The following is a 19697-nucleotide window of genomic DNA, read 5'->3' on the forward strand; positions in this document are numbered from 1 at the left end:
TTTATAATTGTTACTTTTTTATTAAATATTTGAGTGAAAGAACTGATTATTATTTTTTAATTAATCTTTTCATAGTAATATCTGTTGGTGAAATAATATCTTTAAGTCGTATACCTTTTGTAGTTTGAACATCAAGGTCTGCATGATAAGTGATTAATAATTTAGTAATATCAAGATGCTTTTTACTAATAGAAAGAAATATAGGGGTAACACCAAATTTGTTTGCTAAATTAGGATTTGCTCCTTTTTCTAATAAAAGTTGTACGGTAGAACTATTTCCTAAAGCACTAGCTATAGCTAATAATGAAGTTTTAGTAGAGGCTATAGTTGAGTTGATATCAGCTCCTTTATTAAGGTATAACTTTACTATGCTAGTATATCCTTTTGTAACAGCTTCAAATATTGGCAACAACCTATTAGGCATAGGATCATTAATATCAGCTCTATGTTTTATTAATAATTCTACAATTTCTGTGTATCCATTTATAGTTGCTAGATGAAGTGCGGATAGTCCTTCATTATTTTTTGTATTTACTTGCATATATTCAGTTAAAAATAAAGCTACAAGTTTGGTATATCCTTTTTTACTAGCAATCATTAAAGCTGTATTACCTTTGTAATCTTTTGTGTTAATAAAAGCACCATGATTAATTAATAATTTTACAATTTCTAAAGAATCATCAGTGGTCAGCATGAGAGCAGTTCTATTTTGAGCGTCTCTACTATTAATATCTTTTGGATTTATAGTAAGTATCTCTTTAACAAGATTGATATTATTTTCTTGTACTGCTTCTAAAAGGCTTACCTTTATATTTGTAGAAATAAGGTTAGTGTTTTGTGAAGAATTGTCTATGGAATCAAAAACTATAGGTGAATTTGATAAATCTTGTGTATAAATTGTATTATTTTCTTGTACTTTTTCTAAAAGGCTTGATTCTATATTTGTAGAAATAAGGCTAGTGTTTTGTGAAGAATTATCTATGAAATCAAAAATTATGGGTAAATTTGATAAATCTTGTGTATAAATTATATTTGATACCATAAATATGGTAAGTAGTAATAAATATTTTATAACATGCTCCTTAATATATAATAATTATATTATATATTATTATAATAATTTTTTTTTGTCTAGTTTTACAACATGATATATATCGTAAAAATGATCTGTAATCTTGAATATTGTAAAAAACTAATTAATATACCAAATATATATCATACATATGAGTATATTATGTAGTAATTTATATATATTAGATATTATTAAATAATTGTTGGTTACTTAATAATTTAAATAAAGATTCAATCTTGTCTTGCGGGAACATATTTTTATTGATAATGGTGGTGGAGATATTTTCATTTTGATTGTTGATATGATGAATATTAGCACCATTTTTGATAAGAAATTTAAAGCTCGTGATAGTTTTCTCCACATTAAGGTGAGGGTAATATTCTTCAGAGCTGTCTGTGATTACCCAAAATAATGTTTTATTATCATATAATAAATTCATGTTAATCTGGTATCTTTTTTTCATATAATTTATAGCTTTTTTATTCATAGCTTTTACTAACAATCCTGTAGTGATATAAATATTTTTTTCTCCGTTAATATTAGGGTGATTGATAGTACTTAAATAATTAGCCATTGGATAATCATTATTAATTAACGCTTCATATAATAGAGAATATTTCAAATCTAATAATTCAATATTATTTTGTATTAGTAGTTTTGCTATTTTTAATTGCTTGTATTTTACGGCTATAGAGAGGGCATTACCGATAAGACAGCCATGACCTGCGTATAAAAGTTGATTAATAGGAACTTTTTTAATAAGCATATCTTGGACGAGATTAATTTTTCCTTTTTCAATAGCAATACTCAAAGGAGAGCTATCATCTTCGTATGGAGAATAATTTGTAACTCCTTTATTTTGTTGTATCATATTTTTAGCATCTTCATAAGATTCGTTAGCAATAAGATTTCTCAATACATTAAAATCATTTTCTATAGAAAAATTTAGTGCCATAGAATGCAATAATAAAATCATAAATAAAAGAATTGTCATAAAAGTCTCCATTACTGAATTAGTAGAAATCAATTAATTTTTATTAATTTATTATACGATACAATCAAATACAAAATAAGCCTGTAATTATAATATTACAGGCTTATTTTGTATTTATTTGCAAGAATCTTTTTTAGTTCTATGATTGATACCACCAGCTTTGGCGAGTATATCGACCATTGATTGATTGTTACCAGCACAAGCTACACTCATCGCACTGTGATTAAGTTGTTTACTAATGATATTGATATCTACTTTTTGTTTAAGTAAAAATTTTACAGCATCTTTTCTATCGTTAGAAACTGCCACCATAAGAGCAGTTTCTCCATCTCTTTCGTCTTGAGCGTTAAGATCGATCTTACTTTTCATTAAAGGATATAAATATTCTATAGTTTTAATATCACCACCCAAAATAGCAGACTTAAAGACATGTTGTACATCAGCTCTATCTGTAGCAAATAGATTTGCATTATGTTCTTCAATTAGATATTTAGTAATATCTAAGTATCCTAAAAAAGTAGCCCATAATAGAGCAGTTTGTCCTAGACTTTTTTCATCTTTAACTTCTATATTCTGTCCATTATTTATCATTTTTTTGATTTCCATTAAGTTACCTTGTTTTACTGTATCAAACCACAATGCATCAGGGCCTTTGGACTTTTGATAAAATAAACGATGAGATAATCGGCTTGTGCTAGCTTTGTTCGTCATCTGTTCATAGGTAAACCTAGGATAATCCTTAGTATTCTGCCCAAATATAGGGGATACCAATAAAATTAATAATAATATTTTCATAAAAATCTCCATCACTAAATTAGTAGGAACTAATTAGTTTTTATTAATTTATTATACCATATTTATAGACTAATTCAAATACTATTTATTTGTTAATACTTTAAGTATTTCTGTACAGTGAACTATCGATATATTATTATAATATTTTTGATTTATTTTGTAAAGAATATACTAGAAAAATTCATATTAAAATAGACTAATCTATCTTATTATATTTCCTAAAAGCTTGTACTACTTCAAATATTCCATAAGGTACTAAAGCCTTGCCAAGTAAAAACCAAAATGCACCAAAAATTTTAACCCACCATTCAGGATTACTACTAGTTATATAAGTAGTTAATAGTTTGTAATTAGTTGGATTGAAATATTCCACCATATTAGAGAAAAATTGACCAGATGTAAATAATCCTCCAATAGATTTCCAATATACACCTGTAAAGAAATGATTATTAATATCGTAATAGGGAAATGATATATAAAACATTGAAAAACATACAAACCATACTATAGCAGTAAAGAAAACACCCTGTCCCCAATTTTGACCATGATTATTAGAAACTTTCCCTATCCATAAAGATAACCATTCAGTGATCAATTTAATACTAGATTTTTTATTTAATTGTATCCATAGCTCATTCTCATACAAATCTTTCTCTTCTGCTTTATACTCTAAAGCTCTGATAATATTATTTTGTTTGAGTTCTTCATTTTTGAGAAGGGTTGCCGTTTCCCAATTAGCACATTTTGGAGCAAATAAAACTCTGGATAAAGTTCCTGCAATTACACAGCCTTTCATATCTAAAGTAGTAATATTATCATTGCTAAAATCTAATCTACCATTGATAATAGTATTTGTAAGTGAAATTTTTTCAATAACTATTTTTTCAATAACTATTTGTTTTATAAAATCTTCTCTTTGTCTTTTAAAAGATCTGTATCTTGTTATAAGATCTTCTTCTTGTTTTATAGAATCTTTGTGTTTTTTTATAAGATCTTTGTATTGTTCATCAAACTCTTCTTCTTGTTTTATAAACTCTTCTTTTTGTTTTATAAACTCTTCTTTTTGTTTTATAAACTCTTCTTTTTGTTCATTAAACTCTATAGAGATTTTTAGATCTTTTTCTAAATTTTTTATATATTTATCTATTACTTGATCATTTGAATCTTTAATACATTTATTGATTTCTCCAAAATAAATATGAGAGTCCTTACCTAGTATCAAATTATGAAAAGTAGGATTGCTATCAAAATAAGCTCCATAAAAAGCCCCCCTCTCATTAAACTGAGTATAGTTAAATTTGTTTTCACCATGGAATTTCACTCGTTTAAAGTCTGCCTTACCCATAAAACGAGTGAAAGAAAAATTACAATTCGTTAATGTAGAATTTTTAAAATCAGCTTTGTTCTTAAAAGTAGAATTAGTGAAATTTATTGTATTTAGTTCTATACCATAAAAAAACACCTCTTTATGAAATGTTACTGAGTCAAAAGTAATATTTTTTATTTTGATATTTTTTATATCCTTTGTACTTTTACAATAAAAATTATTTAAATAAGATCTTTTTACTATTAATTGATTAATTTGAGTATCATCTATATGAATTACATTTAGATTTAGATTTTGTATAGTTATATTTTTATCACATTTTATATTATTTAGAAAAATATTTTTTTTTCTATTCTCTGTTTCAAAACTCTCTACATTTGCCAAAAAATCAACAGTCTCTTTAAAATGAATGTTAGATAATGAAACCTCGGGTGATTTGGTACCTTGCATGCTTATTGAAAACCGAAATTCAACTTTTTTATTTATAATTATATTAGATTCACTAACTTCATTACTGTGATGTTCAAAAAGTAATTTATTATAATTTGTATTATCATCTACATTAATAATAATTATATTCTCACTCATCTACTTCCCACCCTCAACAATCGTTATTTCCTCAGCACTCAATCCATAGAGAGCATAGACAAAATCATCTACTTCATTTTGTAGGGCGTCTAGTTGTTCGTCGGCAATATCTTTAGTGATAAGCTTTTGTATTTGTTGATCTTTTATGGCTTTGGCTCTATCAAAAAGCTCTTCAGCTATTTGTAGCTGTTCCTCTGTCGGTATGATGATAGGCACTTGTCTCATATCATTAATTTGAATACTGATAGTGTTATTAACTATTTGCTTCATATAATGAAACATAAAATATGAATTAATCATAACTAATAAATATTTACTAGTTATAATAGGATATAGAGGATATAAACTCATACTCTTAACATCATTGATTGTAGACTCTTTTATTCTAGCTTTGATAAAAGTTGATTTATCTTTTATAACTGTACTTTTAGTTAGTAAGACATCACTCCATGAAAAACCTTCTTTAAAAAAGAAAGTATAACCTTGCCAACGAGCTTTAGGATCTGTTTTTAAGAATTTCACATTTTCTACAGACCAGTTGATACAGTAAGAAGTAGGCATATACCAACGATTACCGTCCTTGTCCCCTTTGTCATAAGGTACAAAGCTTCGCTCTCCTTTGATACCATTATCTTTTTCGTCTTGAGTGAGTGTGTTGACATCAGCGATCTCATCATCACTAATAATCTGATAGAGAAAGCCCTGACCAAAGATATCTCGTCCATGTTCTGTTTTTAATGCTAAGAATAATGCTCTTATCTCTAGTTCTGTCATTTTTGTAATATCATGAGTAGTAGCAAATTCTTTGTTGAATTTTGCTATTTTTTCTATGCGTTGTCGATAGGTACGCTCTGCGTCTTTATTACTTGCTCTTACACCTATATAAAAACCATTATTCGCTGTAGCTAGTCCTTGTCCACCATCTGTGAGTAATCCTAGTAAGGCTATATCTCCAGCTTTTAGGGTGGCTTTGTAGCTATTTAATAGATTTTTATTTTTATCAATATTGGCACTGGTTTTAATGATATCCCAATAACTTGTCATTAAACTGTGAATAGTATCAAAGTATTTATTAGCTATAGCTAAATTATAAACATTCGGGGTAAAAAACACTTGATTAGGAGCTTCTCTATAGGTGTTTATATCTATAAGAATATTATTTCCCTCATAGAGAATTGCTTGATTTCTATTGTCTACATAATTAAATTGATAATTATCACTAGTTGTACTACTTTTATATGCAATTACAATAATAGGCTCTACTGCAGCATGTTCAAACACATTATCTACTAATCTCATTTCTACAAGTTTTTTACTTTGTAAATATTGTCTTAATTTTTGTTTGCTTTGTAATGTTAAAAAAGTGTTAGAAGTAATATATCCTAAAATACCACCGTCTTTTAAGAATTCAAAACCTCGTAAATAAAAATAATTATAGAGATCGTCTTGAATACCATATTCTTCTTTGTACTGACTCATCATAGTAGAGGAGATACCTTTATTAGATACATAAGGAGGATTCCCAATCACTATATCAAAACTCTCAATACCAAACATTAACCCACTATCAAAAAAGCTACACGAAACTATCGTATTAAAAGGATCGTAATTTTTCAACTGCTCAATATGAGATTTGACATTACTGATTAGTGCTTTAACTTCAGTTTTTACCTGTTCTTTTTCTGTTAATACAGCATTATAGTAAGTGTGCATAGCTCGACTGAGTTCTGCTCTATGTGTTTTATTAAAATATAAAGGTATATCCTTAACAGATATAAGACTATTAGCCGTCATCACTTTAAATTCCAAATTGGGCAGAACTTCGAGATTGATATAATCACTATCCGTATAATAGGTGTGTTTTAATAGCTCTATCCACAATCTCAATCGGCAGATATTAACAGAGTTTGGGTTGATATCCACGCCGTATAATTGGTTTTCTATGATATGCTTTTTAGTCTCAAAAATCGCTTTTTGTATCTCTTGTCTTTCTTCTGAGATCTTGCCCTCTCTTCTCTCATAGACAAAATTATCTCCAAAACTAGACTTAATAATCAATTCATCATTTTCAATAGATACCTTAATATCTTTGTGTAACAATCCTAATTGGCTTTTGATCTTGATTAGCTCATTCAAACTAGACACCAAAAAGTGACCACTTCCCACGGCTGGATCGATGATAGTCATATTATCTACGAGAGCTTGGGCTTTTTCTATATCTTCTTTTTTATAGAAATTCTTTTTTGCATAAGAAATAAGCTCTTTAAAGTCTTCAAATTCCAAAGCAAATTCTTTATTAAAAATATCAATGATGCGTTTTTGCAGGACTTTTTCTGACATATACATGGTAATACTAGCAGGGGTAAAATGTGAGCCGTCCTTGTAGCCATTCAATCGCTCAAAGACAGTACCCAGTACAGAAGATTTGATTAGCGTGTTTTTATCCACACTATCGCTATCACTATTATAAGAAAAACAATTCAAAAAGCGTAGTAGGTATTCTAATAGATTTAATTCTTTTTTGGTAAAGTCTTTATCTTTATAAAGTACGCTATCAGATTTGATTTTGAGGGGTCTTTCTATATCTAAATCAGAAATACGATATTGTCTTTCAATCTCTGTTTCTTCAAATAGAGAGCTATTAAGATAAGGGATTGTATCGTATTTTTTGTCATCTGAGTGTCTTTCTGCTCTTGGTGTGGACAATATACTAAAAAACAATTTTGATAATAAATGGTAGCCTGTAATATGTTTAGAATCCAAAATATGAAAGTCGGGGTCATTACGAAAAACTTTTAGTTGAGATTCTAATATTTTTAAAAAGAGTATCCTATTTAGCCACAATATATTTAATCCCAATGCCGTCTCAAATAATTCTTCGTTCTTTTCTTTGTTGCCTATTTTTGATTCTGTTAAGTCTAGGAGGGTGTTTTGGATAGTGCTTTTAACGAGTTTATTATCTTTTTCTTGTAGTCCCATGATATGAAGTAGCTCTTGATAAAATTCTCTGTTTAGTTCATTGGCGTCATTTTCTAGTGCTTGGTTTAATAATAAAGGCTTATCAAAGATTCTATAAATCAAGGTGCTATCATCGTTAAAAAGATCTATCTTTGTTATTGTAATAGTAGTCTCAATATTAAGTTCACTAATTTTTTTATAAAAACCGTCTTTATTTTTATAATATTGTGTGAATGCATTTTTAATAGAGGATTTTTTAGTTAAATTTAGAAATTCTTTTTCTTCAAAAAGATAGAGATATTGAAAATTAGTAATCATTATATAAGTGATTTCGTTTTGCTCTTTTTTGGACTGCTCCATATAGTAATATAGAGCTTCTTGAAAGGCTTTTTTATTCAGTTCATCGTCTGTAATCATTTCTGCATTCTTTTTTGTTTTTGTTTCTATGATTACTTTTAGTTTATTTTGATACCATATTGATAAATCTATGCTATCGTGATCCATTTCATATTGATAATTATCTATTGATGAAAAGAGATTTTTTAGTTTTTGTTTCTGTGTTTCTTCTGTAGCTGTGTATTGTATTTTTTTGATTACCTCTATGTATAGTACTAAGCCTTTTTGAAAATTTGTTATATTTATGGTGTCAATATGATAATCAGATAATTTCTTTGATTTTAATATCTTATCAATAGTTTGTATGGTTAATGTCATTTTAAATCCTTATTTAGATCTATGTTATTATACTACATAAATGAAAAATAACAATATTAATATTATAAACGATTATTTCATTTTTTGTAATGAATAAAGAGAAGTATACCCTCTATATTTCACATTTAAAACGAAAAAAAAGCTCATCCTAAACTTAATTAAGATGAGCTTCTTTATATTTGAAAATAAGATGTATTATTTACTTTTGATTGGTCAAATCCTAAATGTATATAATCAGATTTTTTTACAATATCTCGTATTACTGTTAGATGTGTATTTACTTCGATTTTTAATACTGGATTTTTTACAATTGTTTTCAAACTATCATATAATATTTGATACATTTTCGCAAAACAATTCTTCTGAAACCATGCACTATCAATTACATTGTTTGTATTATATCGAACTGAGCGATTTGTAGGATAATATTGAGAACTTCTTGCAATAAAGTGATCCATATGTGCACTCATATTTCTAAGAGATTTAATAACATGTAGTGTTTGAGTAAGTTGTGTTTTGTTTTTTTTATTCATAAAATTTATAATATTATTTAAAATAATAATATTTTTAGGTATCTTTTTTAAATCTAACATCCGTACTAATATTCCAAATGTAACGCAGTGTATAGCTTTCCAAATAGGAAGTTCTTTAGTTAAATATTTCTCTTTATAATGTTTTAATATTCCATAACAATTTTAATAACTTTTTACTGATATACATTTTATTCTTTCATCAACTTTTCACGAATGTCGGCATCCGATCTATTAATATAGTGTTTTGCTGTAATCGAAATATCACTATGTCCGAGTAATTTTGATACTAAAATAAATGTTTCGTAATAAGAGTTGACATTTACAGTGAATTTAACAAAAGCTCTATCATTTTTTTTGTTATAGAGGTTTTCCCTCTATTTCCATTATTTCTGAAACATAGTAACATACTGCATACTCCATATAATAAATTCCCCAATTCATTACATACGCACGGTATAAAATTATAAAAGATCTTAGTTTAGTGGATTTTAATCGTCTATTTCAATTGTACTATCCTTGTACACTGATAATACTTCATAAGCTACTATTTTTGTTTGTATCAGATAATTTGTTTAAAAACAATATCAAAGATTAGTTTAGTATCTTTTATTTCATATATTCTTAAATCTTGTAGGATAGGAGTATAAGAAAAAATAAAAGGACTGTCTATAGGTTGATCCCAAATTGCTATTCTAAATTCTCTTTGTTTTTGATATTTACTATGCTTAGTATCCTATTTTTTCTTACAATAAGGCGTTGTACTATAATCTTCATATTTTACAATTTGTGCACGATAATGTATCCCACACTTTCTTAAAGATTCCATAATATTAATAATCAATTGATGATTATAAAATATTACTGTATTAGTATTAAATAGATTTAAAATTTCTATTTGTTCTGGTGGATTATCTTGATCTATTTCAAAATAAGACATACAAAAAATATGACTAGGATCATTCCCAGATGAAAAATTTATTTCTCGGATATCTTCATTTGACAAAGATATTTTACCTACAATTGGATCTTCATAAGTAATAATAGACGAATCAGGATCTAAATAAGGTCTTAATATTATTTTATTCCCTTCATCAAAATCGCCTCTTTCAGCATCATTTTCTATTTTTTGAAAATATTGTAATGTATTACAATATAGTTGACCGTTAATTAAATCCTCTAGATGTTTTTTTTCTCCAAATCGATAATATTCCCTATAGAATAAATCACCCATCTACTTCCCCCTCTCAAAAAACAAAAAAAGCAAGTATAGAAATTATCTACACTTGCTTGAAATAAAAGAACCTAAGTTCCTAGCCCCCTGTGGGAATCGAACCCACGACCCTCTGATTACAAATCAGATGCTCTACCATCTGAGCTAAAGAGGCAACTAGTATTTGTTCATATATTCTAACATATCTTATCTTTATTGTCAATAGTTTTTTTAAAAAAAATAAATGAATTGAGATAAAAATATTTATATGCTATAATAGTATGATATTAATACAATGTATTTATAAGAGGTCTTATGAAAATTCTCTGTACAGCAGATTGGCATATTGGGAAAAAATTAGAATCTTTTTCTCGTCTTGAAGAACAAAAAATAATTTTAAATCAATTAGTCGAAATATCCAAACAAGAAAATTCAGATGCTGTTATTGTGGCGGGAGATTGTTTTGATACTCAAAGCCCAAATCCCGAAATGACAAAACTTTTTGTATCTACGCTTGCTCGATTAGCTCGTGGTGGGGATTGTCTTGTTCTAGTTATTGCAGGAAATCACGATAATCCTCTATTTTTGTCTACCTCGGAAGCTTTTGCTTCTCAAGTGGGAGTAGTTATCTTAGGTTATCCTAGTCAAGAACCATCTCTCGAAGAAAATAATTCAGCGTGGAAAGTAACACAAACAGCACAAGGGATGATAGAAATATTTTTCAAAAAAGCTAACAAAACAGTTCGCTTTTTAATGTCTCCTTATGCCAATGCCCAGCGTCTTAAAAAAGATCTAGGAGTGCTAGACACAGATAAAAAAGCTTGGGAGATTTTGTGTGAGGAATGGGAGAAAAATATTGCTCAAGACCCAGCAATCAAAAATATTCTCATCTCTCATAGTTATTTATTACCAGCCAAAAAAGATAGTCTTATTCAAGAGGACGCTCCTAAGGAAGATATCGGTGAGCGTTCTATTGTGGGGACTTTAGGCGGGATTTCTTTAGATAATATCCCTCAAGGGATAGACTATGTTATTGCTGGTCATATCCATAGACCGCAGTCCTTATATAGTACCAAAACTAAGGCTTTTTATACAGGGAGTCCCTTGATTTATAGTCTTTCTGAAAGTGGGCAAGAAAAAAGTGTTTTGATCTTAAATCTTGGACGAACAGACAAAGAATACCTTCTCCCTTTTAAAAAGTTACGAGATGTTAAAGAAATTAGATTTGATAATTTTGATACTATAGGTGAGCGATTGGAACAAGAAAAAAATAATTATCTGGTATTGATTTGGGAAGGAGATAGATATTTCACCTCAGAGGAACATCAATATTTAAGAAATACCCATCCTTATTTAATTCGTGTTGAATCTCGCCCTAAGATTGTTAGAGATGATAGTATTATACAAAGTATAGAAACTTTACATGAGCAAAGTACCACAGATTTATTCATAGAATATTTTAGATCCAAACATCGAGATCTCCTGCCTCCTGAAGATTTACTCAGTGTGTTTGATGAGTGTTTACAAGAAGAATCTACGAGTAATGTCCTAACCAAAAAAAGAGGTTTTCTTCCAAAAAATCTAAAAATCAAGGGTTTTTATTCTTATAAGGAAGAAGTAGAGATTGATTTTACAGAATTAGAACAAAAAGGATTTTTCGGGATTTTTGGTAATACAGGTAGTGGCAAGTCTGCGCTCATAGAGGCAATGATCATAGCTGTCTTTTATAAAGTAGAACGAATTGGGATTTTGGGAGCTGGTGGAAAAGGTAATTTTTCTAATTCTTATGCTATTATGAATTTGGATTCTAATGAATTGTTGATAGAATTTATTTTTGAGATTATAGGGGTAGAAGGTGTAGAGGAATATCTCTGCCGTGTGTCTGCAACTAGAGACAAAAAAAAACATACAGAAGTAAAAAGCAAAAGAGAAGTGTTTTTAAAAGAGCAAGAGGAATGGATCCCTTCTGAGATTACCTTAGGAGAAGATATTCTGGGGATTACCTATGATGATTTCCGTAAAACAATTATCTTACAACAAAGAGATTTCTTGGGCTTTATTTCTTCTGTACCCAAAGAAAATTCAGAAACATTGATTAGATTGTTTCAATTAGAGCGATTTGATTTATACTATATTATTGATTCTTTAGAAAAAAAAGAATATGGTGAATTCAAGACTTTAGAAGTGAAATTACAAAATTTTGAAGATACGACAGATGTGGCATTAGAAGAATTCAATATTCAAAAAACTTCTTTAGAGTCAGAAAGGGCTGTTCTTGATGAGCGTATAGAAGCTCAAAGAACTTTAGTAAATAAACTGACCCAACAATTAGAGCAACAACAACACTCTATTCATATACAAAAAAAATTCACTAAAATGCAATTAGACGAAGAGCTATTTAATCAGGCCAGAGAACATTTGAATATTATCGATCTTGTTAATTTAGATAGTCAGATTGCTAAAAAAGAAGAACAAAAACAACAATCAGAGCTAACTTATAAAAATTTACAAAACAAATTGATTGTAGAAAAAGAAAAATTAGGTGATATCGAACAACAAGGGATAGAATCTAAAATACAACTAGAAATAATACAAACTCAGTTCAATGACAAACAGCAAGAATGGGATGCTTTGATAATGGATAATATCTCTGAGCAAGCAATAATTTTTGAAAATCGACAAAAAGACTACAAAAGAGTAGCACAACTATCTGAGGAATTAGCTAAAAAAATAAATAGTTTCAAAGAGAATATTGCTCAAAAAGATAAAACCCTTCAAGCGTTGACTGAATGTCAAATAGAAGAAAAAAAAATAAGAGATTTACTAGGTTTGGGCGTAGCATTAGAATATCTACAGGATGGATGTGCTTGTCCTTTGTGTGGTTCTGAGGATCATCCTTCTCCTTATAAGGCTGGCAGTGATGGTGAATTGCAAGAGATTAGCAATCAGGTTAAAATTTTACAACAACAATATCTCAAAATTCAACAGCAGGAAGAATCTCTAAAAGAAAGTCTTCATACTCAAGAAAACAATATCAAACAATTAAAAGATACTCTAGGAGAGTACACTAATCAAGCTCAATTCGATAAGGCTTATCAGGAGATAGTAGTTCAAAAATTAGCTCAAGAAAAACAAAAAACGATAGTCAGAGAAGACTTACAAATAGCTAAAAATCAATACAAAAAATTAGAAACTCAAACACTCAATTATAGAGAACAATATCAAAATCAAGTTCGCTTGACTGATAATATAGCAATAGAATTACGCTATACCGAAAAAGAAATTTCTCAAAAAAATCAAGAGTTAATGAGTCATAGAGAAGAAAGAATTGCCTATCTGCAAGAAAAGCAGCTAACAGAAAATAATTATAAAAAGATCAAAGAATATCCTCAAAAAACAGAACTAGAAATTAATACCTTTTTTACAGAATTTTTAATGCTTTCTGGAGAAATGAAAACAATAAAAACCTTTATTCAAGATAATGATGTAAATGTTGAAAATGAAAAAGATATTCAGCAAAATATCTTGAAAGAGTTTAGTGATGAGCAATATAAACAATTACAAGAATTGGGATCTTTAGATAATAAAATCCATACTATTGTAGAAGGTATAGCTCAAAAACAAAAATTACAAGAAGAATACGATAAATTAGTTTTAAGAAAAAATAATATAGAACTACTTAAAAAATTGTTTAAATATAGTGGATTTGTACACTTTATAGGACAAAAATATTTGAATAAGCTTTGTTATACGGCAAATCAACGATTCTTAAAATTTACCCAAAATCAATTTGAATTGTCTGCTCCAGATGCTTTAGATGATAAAAAGGGAAAAATTGTTGTAATTGATAGACTTGCTGGTGGGATAAAAAGAGATATGTTGACTTTATCTGGTGGACAAAGCTTTCAAGCGGCATTAGCATTAGCATTAGCATTAGCTGATGAAAGTGGGACAGGACATCGATTTTTCTTTATTGATGAAGGTTTTGGAACTTTAGATGAGGAAAATCTCTATGTAGTTTTAGATACATTGAGAGAATTAGCAGAAGAAGAGAATAGAGTAGTCGGTATTATTTCTCATGTACAGATGATAAAAGAAGAGGTGATGGCTTGCTTGAATGTAGAATTAGACAAAAATAAAGGGACACGAGTTTCGTTAGTAGTGTCATAATATTTTTATATAAATAAATCTAAAAAAATATTATTATTTTTCAATAATGGTTTTTTCTTCTAATAATTGATCAATGATTTCCAAGCTTTTTTGTTGTTCTGTATCTTCAAGGGTAAGTAAAGTGCTTTCTTGATGGAGTCTAGATACACCTGTTATTCCATAAGTATATGCATTATCATAATCATTAATTTTGAATTCTAGTTTTTGTTTCGCTGAAACAATAGCTATAATATTTTGTGAATTTTCTTGATCTGGTTTTTGACCTTTGTTAAAACGATAAATAACAAAATAACGAATTAGCTCTTTATCTGAATTATTCCAAGTAAGAGTGTATTCATTATTTTTAGTTAATAGTATAAAATTTTCTACTTGAAAAGGTTTGATATTAATCATGTTTCTATTTTTAGGAACTAATGCAAAGTTATTATTTATAGAATTATTTAAATAATATTTAATATTTTTAGTATCTTGCACAATCCATTTTGCACTATAATAAGAGACTCCATCAACATAATCAAATTTTCTTGCAAAATCTACTTGTTCTTTGATATAAGTTACAGGCCAATTTTGTTCACCTAATTTATAAACCCCTAATCCTATATATAAATTAACTTTATCTTTGACTATATCATTCCACCATTTAACTAAAACACCATAAGGTGCAGGTTTACTATCAAAATGCCAATAAATTTGTGGCATCACATAATCAATCCATCCATTATCTATCCATTTGATAACATCAGCATACAGATGGTCGTAGTTAGTCTGACCAGCCAAAGTATCTGATCCTAGAGGATCTTCGGATTTATTTCGCCAAACTCCAAAAGGACTTATTCCAAATTGAACATATTTTTTACTTTGTTTTATTTTTATACTTAATTTTTGAATAAAATTATTTACACTGTCTCTACGCCAGTCTTCTCTTGTTTTGAATTTTTTACCATGTTTTTCCCAAGATATATCATCATTAAAAGGAACTGCCACCCCTTTATTATAAGTGATGTAGGGATAAAAATAATCATCCATATGTAAGGCATCAATATCATAATTGTTTACAATTTCCATAACTTCTTTGATGACATATTGTTGAACTAAAGGATTTCCAGGATCAAAATAATAACGATTATTATATTGTATTACCCATGCTGGATTTTTACGAGCAATATGATTTGAGCATAATGTTTCAAAACCTTCTCCATTAAGAATACGATAAGGATTGACCCAAACATGTGTTTCTATAGCTCGTTTTTTAGCTTCTTCAATAAAAAAAGCTAAAGGATCGTAATTAGGATGTTCTCCTTGAGTACCAGTAAGATAGCGAGACCAAGGTGAAAGTTTGGATTCATAAAAAACATCAGAAGTAGGTTTAACTTGAAGAATAGCAGCATTAAATTTTAATTCTTGAAGAGTATCTAATATTTTTATTAGTTCCATTTTTTGCGTTTCTTTAGATGAACCTTGTGTAGTAGGCCAATCAATATTAAAAACAGTGGCTATCCAAGCTGCTCGTAATTCTCGTTTGGGTTCTGTAGAAAATATAAATACAGGTATAAATAATAAAGCCATTAATAAAATTCGCATGGAACATCCTTGATTTCATTTGTATAAGTTTTAGATAACGGAATTAATAAAATTTTCTTTATATCTTGTAGGAATATTAATATTGTGTTATACTTATTAAAGTAATTTGAAGGATTTGTAGAAATGAAAAATCTAAAAATAAAATTAGAGCAGGATCTAAAAGATTTTGATGCTAAAAAAATCAAAGCAATTGCTATAGATATTGATGGAACATTGATTAATGAACATACTATTTGTACAGAACGAACAGAAAAAGCAGTCAAAGCATTAATACAAACAGGACGAGAAGTATATATTGTTACAGGAAGATCAACACTAACAGCAATGCCATTTGCAAAACAAATAGGTATCCCAAATTATATGATCAACTACAATGGAGCTTCTGTTTGGAATATGCAAACTCAAAAGCGTGAGAATGAACATACATTGGCTAGTAATATCATACAAATTCTTATCAAGCTTCTTAGAGATCGTCAGATGATGTCTTTAGCCTATGTAAATGATCAATTTTATTATGAAATAGAGAATGCATATTTGGAACAATATTTCAAACGAATTACTATTCTTGGCTTTAAAAAACCATTGGATGAGTTACCTATGGATCTTTTTCACAAATTATTTATTATGGGATCAGATGAAGAAATTATAGAAATGCATAAACTTCTTAGTGAGAATTATGGAGATCAACTATCTATATTTTTAACAACACCGGGTATGCACAATATTACACATCCTGAAAATCCTGCTCGTTGTATAGAATTAATGGCAAAAGGTGTTAACAAAGGTGAAGCATTAACTGCGTTATTAAAACAACAAAATATCACGATGGATGAAGTTGTTGCCTTTGGTGATGATAATAACGATATAGAAATGTTAGAATCTGTAGCTTGGGGGGTTGCTATGCATAATGCTAGATCTACAGTTAAAAAAGTAGCACGATTAGAAACCTTATCTCATAATGATGATGGGGTAGCCTATTTCATTGAAAACTATCTTCTATAAAAATTATCCTAAAATCAAATAAAAAGAGCTATATTATATAGCTCTTTTATTTTTATATAAATCAAAAATATATATATTAATTATTTTTGATATCTTTTTGTGCAAAGTCTAAAATAAAGATAAGACCAGCTCTAATTTGTATATCAAAAGGATTTTTATCTGGAAAAAATGCCCACTCATTAAAGTCAGAATTATAAATATTCCATTGTATTCTTGTCCAAAGAGTGATACCATTCCCTAATATAAAATCCAAACGAGCGTAGTGTTCCATAGGGATACTTTCTTTTTTGGAAATGCCACTATTATAAAACAGACCATTATTAACTATAAACTTAGAAAACCATCTAAAACCTATGTTTTTATGAAATTGTACATAATATAAGAATTCAAGAGAAGGACTGTTAATCCAAAATTTGTCAATTTGCCCATTAACTTCACTTATTTGATTTCCTGCAAGAAAAAATCCAAAAATAAATTCAGATAACAAAAAATGTCCAAAATTTCCATTGATAGGATTTGTAAAATTAGCTATATAACGAGATCTAAATTCTAATCTACTTTCACTATTAGCATGTAAAGTAAACCATGGTGAGATATTCATAAAAGCTTGAAATACAAAATAAAAACTTTCGTCGTCTGTTCTATCGTATACAACACCATCTTCATTATATCCTACACTTCCTCCCACTTCCAAACCTGCACCAAAAGAGATCCAATTGTAATTAGGTACAGATGCAGCATAATATATCTCCCAAGCAAAGCTATTATTAGCCCATAACTCGGTAGAATCAGATTTATATAAATTTCCTGAATTTACAGAAGCTTCCATACCTAGATAATTCACTGGTTTTATTTTATTTTTCCATGAGGATTTTGATGGAATAGCAAAGCCTTCTGTGTCTGTAGACTGAGCGAAAATGCTAATATTATTTAATAATAATATTAGCATTGTTATGTATAGATACTTCATTAGAATATCTCCAATATATATTGATATATACTAATATATTAATATTTATAGAGGAACGTCAAATTATTATTTGGAAATAAATTTTTGAGACTTTTTAATTTGATTGTGAAGACTTTTTAATCCATCTAAGGTGTCTTTACAAATACTATGAAGTATGAACAGATGTTCTTCTTGAGATATTGTGTCATTAAGAGTCTGTGCTTTTTGAATAGATTCTTGAATAGCAATAGAAATAAATAAAGAAATTTTGTGATTTTCGGGAGATGATAATAGATGTTGCAAGCGTGTTGATTCTTTAAGAGCCATATCTAAGTTTTTATTTTTGTAAGCTTTACTTATTGATATTAAGATTTGAGAACAAGTAGGGATGAGCTTTTTTGTATTTATAACAATATTGTCCAAAAATTTAATATATTGTTCTTTTTGTATAGAATGTTGAATAGTTAATATTTTTTTGTCTATTTTTTTAGTTAATAAAGAAAAAGCTTGTTCTATAGTGGTGTGTTCAGCTCCATCTAAATAAGCACCATCCATTCCTGCAATGATTATTTGTGCTTTGCTCTTTGGTATTTCTTGAGAAAACCAATCTCGAAAAAGTATAAAACGAGCATCTGCATACACAGTGGTGTTAGGAAGACGACCTTTTATTTGCTGAGAATGTGAGGTATGAGTTGTCTTGGCTTGTAATGTGTGGTAAGAATTCAAACGATGATGTGATGTGCGTGAAAATTCTGACAATATATTTCCAGAACTGTGTGTTTTTTGTTTGGTAAAAGATAAATCTTGTCCAATCATAATTATAGGATTTGCGTCTATTTTACGTGCAAAATCAAAAGCTGAAGTAGATACTGAGCCTCCGGATGCCAAAAGACCACAAGATCCCCAAAATTCTTGAAATGGTGTATACAGAGGAAAAACAGAATCCATAAGAATAATATTTTGATCTTTATATCCTTCAAAGGAACTATCATGAATAGCTGGATCTGCTACAAGAATATGATTTTTATTTAAACTGTAGCGTAGGTAGAGAGAATTTTTTTCTTGAGGATCTACAGTGATAACAAAATCAGGATTGATATGTACTTGCTGAAGGATAGATAAAGCCGTATCACAAGCAATCAATATAGCATGACTTTGTTGTTTTTGTAAGAAAGGTAGGCTTGCTTCAAGAGAGGGGCCTGCTCCTATAACAATAGCTGGTTTTTGAGATGCCCAATCAAGATAAGGAATAAGTTTTTGACTTATAAAATAGCGATGCATATTGCGAAAAATATTTTTAGTCCATATTTTACCAAAACGAAGAAGAGTTGCATTACCAACTTCATATTTTCGAATACCAGCCGCGATATAGTCTTTTATAGTTATAAATTGATCGGGGAATAATTCACTATAAGGTCTATGAATAGTAAATGATATATTATTTAATTTTTTATCTTGGATAATTTGACTGATATTTGTTAATTCTTGAATAAATATTACTCTAGGATTGTCTAAAAGTACTTGTAATTCAGGTTTTATTTGTAGTACCGTATCAAAAATGATAGAAACGGGTTCAAAAACAATACAAATACTATTTGTTTCTTCAAGTATTTTTTCCAATAGATATCCAAAACCAAGACCACCGATAAAATAAGTGGGATGATTTGGAGATAGTTGAGTAAAAATTTTATTAGCTTCAGCTTTAGGGCGTGAGGAATGTAAGCGGATTACGCGTTGGTTTTGAGCAATAATTAAGTTGAATGTATTATCTATATTAGTAATATTTTCTTGAATTCGAAGCATT

At 28.7% G+C, this 19697-nt stretch carries 12 protein-coding genes and 1 tRNA gene; 2 read left to right on the forward strand and 11 right to left on the reverse strand.

Annotated features, from left to right (window positions below; translation table 11 throughout):
• Positions 1 to 49: 49 nt before the first annotated feature.
• The 8 genes from KFW21_00605 to KFW21_00640 all read right to left on the reverse strand — a co-directional run bounded on the left by KFW21_00605 (position 50) and on the right by KFW21_00640 (position 10366).
• Positions 50 to 1042, reverse strand: a complete 993-nt coding sequence (locus KFW21_00605; protein MDK2817932.1) for an ankyrin repeat domain-containing protein — start codon at positions 1040 to 1042, stop codon at positions 50 to 52.
• 211 nt (positions 1043 to 1253) lie between these two features.
• Positions 1254 to 2066: a hypothetical protein gene (locus KFW21_00610; GenBank protein MDK2817933.1), complete on the reverse strand. Its 813-nt coding sequence runs from the start codon at positions 2064 to 2066 to the stop codon at positions 1254 to 1256.
• A 114-nt stretch (positions 2067 to 2180) separates the two neighbouring features.
• The gene (locus KFW21_00615) at positions 2181 to 2873 is read right to left on the reverse strand and encodes an ankyrin repeat domain-containing protein (GenBank protein ID MDK2817934.1); all 693 of its coding nucleotides are present in this window, start codon (positions 2871 to 2873) and stop codon (positions 2181 to 2183) included.
• A gap of 184 nt (positions 2874 to 3057) precedes the next feature.
• The gene (locus KFW21_00620; GenBank protein MDK2817935.1) at positions 3058 to 4776 is read right to left on the reverse strand and encodes a pentapeptide repeat-containing protein; all 1719 of its coding nucleotides are present in this window, start codon (positions 4774 to 4776) and stop codon (positions 3058 to 3060) included.
• Entirely contained in the window at positions 4777 to 8448 is a 3672-nt protein-coding gene (locus KFW21_00625) for an Eco57I restriction-modification methylase domain-containing protein (GenBank protein MDK2817936.1), read from the reverse strand.
• Positions 8449 to 8621: 173 nt separating this feature from the next.
• Complete coding sequence (locus KFW21_00630) at positions 8622 to 9131, reverse strand: Abi family protein (protein ID MDK2817937.1); 510 nt, start codon at positions 9129 to 9131, stop codon at positions 8622 to 8624.
• A gap of 583 nt (positions 9132 to 9714) precedes the next feature.
• The gene (locus KFW21_00635; protein ID MDK2817938.1) at positions 9715 to 10212 is read right to left on the reverse strand and encodes a hypothetical protein; all 498 of its coding nucleotides are present in this window, start codon (positions 10210 to 10212) and stop codon (positions 9715 to 9717) included.
• Between the two features lie 81 nt (positions 10213 to 10293).
• Positions 10294 to 10366 (reverse strand) — tRNA-Thr (locus KFW21_00640).
• A 140-nt stretch (positions 10367 to 10506) separates the two neighbouring features.
• On the opposite strand from KFW21_00640, the gene sbcD reads away from it, so the two are divergent.
• On the forward strand, positions 10507 to 14361 hold the full coding sequence (gene sbcD, locus KFW21_00645; protein MDK2817939.1) for an exonuclease subunit SbcD: 3855 nt from the start codon (positions 10507 to 10509) through the stop codon (positions 14359 to 14361).
• 33 nt (positions 14362 to 14394) lie between these two features.
• Here the strand turns inward: sbcD and KFW21_00650 are convergent, their stop codons facing one another.
• Entirely contained in the window at positions 14395 to 15942 is a 1548-nt protein-coding gene (locus KFW21_00650; GenBank protein MDK2817940.1) for a family 10 glycosylhydrolase, read from the reverse strand.
• 123 nt (positions 15943 to 16065) lie between these two features.
• Between KFW21_00650 and KFW21_00655 the strand changes: the two genes are divergently transcribed.
• Positions 16066 to 16944, forward strand: coding sequence for an HAD family phosphatase (locus KFW21_00655; GenBank protein ID MDK2817941.1), 879 nt, complete (start codon positions 16066 to 16068; stop codon positions 16942 to 16944).
• 76 nt (positions 16945 to 17020) lie between these two features.
• Here KFW21_00655 and KFW21_00660 read toward each other — a convergent pair whose 3' ends face one another.
• Both KFW21_00660 and KFW21_00665 read right to left on the reverse strand, forming a co-directional pair.
• Positions 17021 to 17914 (reverse strand): hypothetical protein, encoded by an 894-nt coding sequence (locus KFW21_00660; GenBank protein MDK2817942.1) that lies wholly within the window; start codon positions 17912 to 17914, stop codon positions 17021 to 17023.
• 66 nt (positions 17915 to 17980) lie between these two features.
• Entirely contained in the window at positions 17981 to 19696 is a 1716-nt protein-coding gene (locus KFW21_00665; GenBank protein ID MDK2817943.1) for a motility associated factor glycosyltransferase family protein, read from the reverse strand.
• Position 19697 lies beyond the last annotated feature (1 nt).

The sequence above is a fragment of the Spirochaetota bacterium genome (assembly GCA_030154445.1).
In the GTDB taxonomy this organism is placed as follows: Bacteria; Spirochaetota; Brevinematia; order Brevinematales; family Brevinemataceae; genus Brevinema_A.

Excerpts from the sequence above, each read along its gene's own strand:
- KFW21_00635 (MDK2817938.1), bottom strand. The coding sequence starts at position 10,212 with ATGGGTGATTTATTCTATAGGGAATATTATCGATTTGGAGAAAAAAAA.
- KFW21_00620 (MDK2817935.1), bottom strand. The coding sequence starts at position 4,776 with ATGAGTGAGAATATAATTATTATTAATGTAGATGATAATACAAATTAT.
- KFW21_00655 (MDK2817941.1), top strand. The coding sequence starts at position 16,066 with ATGAAAAATCTAAAAATAAAATTAGAGCAGGATCTAAAAGATTTTGAT.
- KFW21_00665 (MDK2817943.1), bottom strand. The coding sequence starts at position 19,696 with ATGCTTCGAATTCAAGAAAATATTACTAATATAGATAATACATTCAAC.
- KFW21_00610 (MDK2817933.1), bottom strand. The coding sequence starts at position 2,066 with ATGACAATTCTTTTATTTATGATTTTATTATTGCATTCTATGGCACTA.
- KFW21_00615 (MDK2817934.1), bottom strand. The coding sequence starts at position 2,873 with ATGGAGATTTTTATGAAAATATTATTATTAATTTTATTGGTATCCCCT.
- sbcD (MDK2817939.1), top strand. The coding sequence starts at position 10,507 with ATGAAAATTCTCTGTACAGCAGATTGGCATATTGGGAAAAAATTAGAA.
- KFW21_00605 (MDK2817932.1), bottom strand. The coding sequence starts at position 1,042 with ATGGTATCAAATATAATTTATACACAAGATTTATCAAATTTACCCATA.
- KFW21_00650 (MDK2817940.1), bottom strand. The coding sequence starts at position 15,942 with ATGCGAATTTTATTAATGGCTTTATTATTTATACCTGTATTTATATTT.
- KFW21_00625 (MDK2817936.1), bottom strand. The coding sequence starts at position 8,448 with ATGACATTAACCATACAAACTATTGATAAGATATTAAAATCAAAGAAA.
- KFW21_00660 (MDK2817942.1), bottom strand. The coding sequence starts at position 17,914 with ATGAAGTATCTATACATAACAATGCTAATATTATTATTAAATAATATT.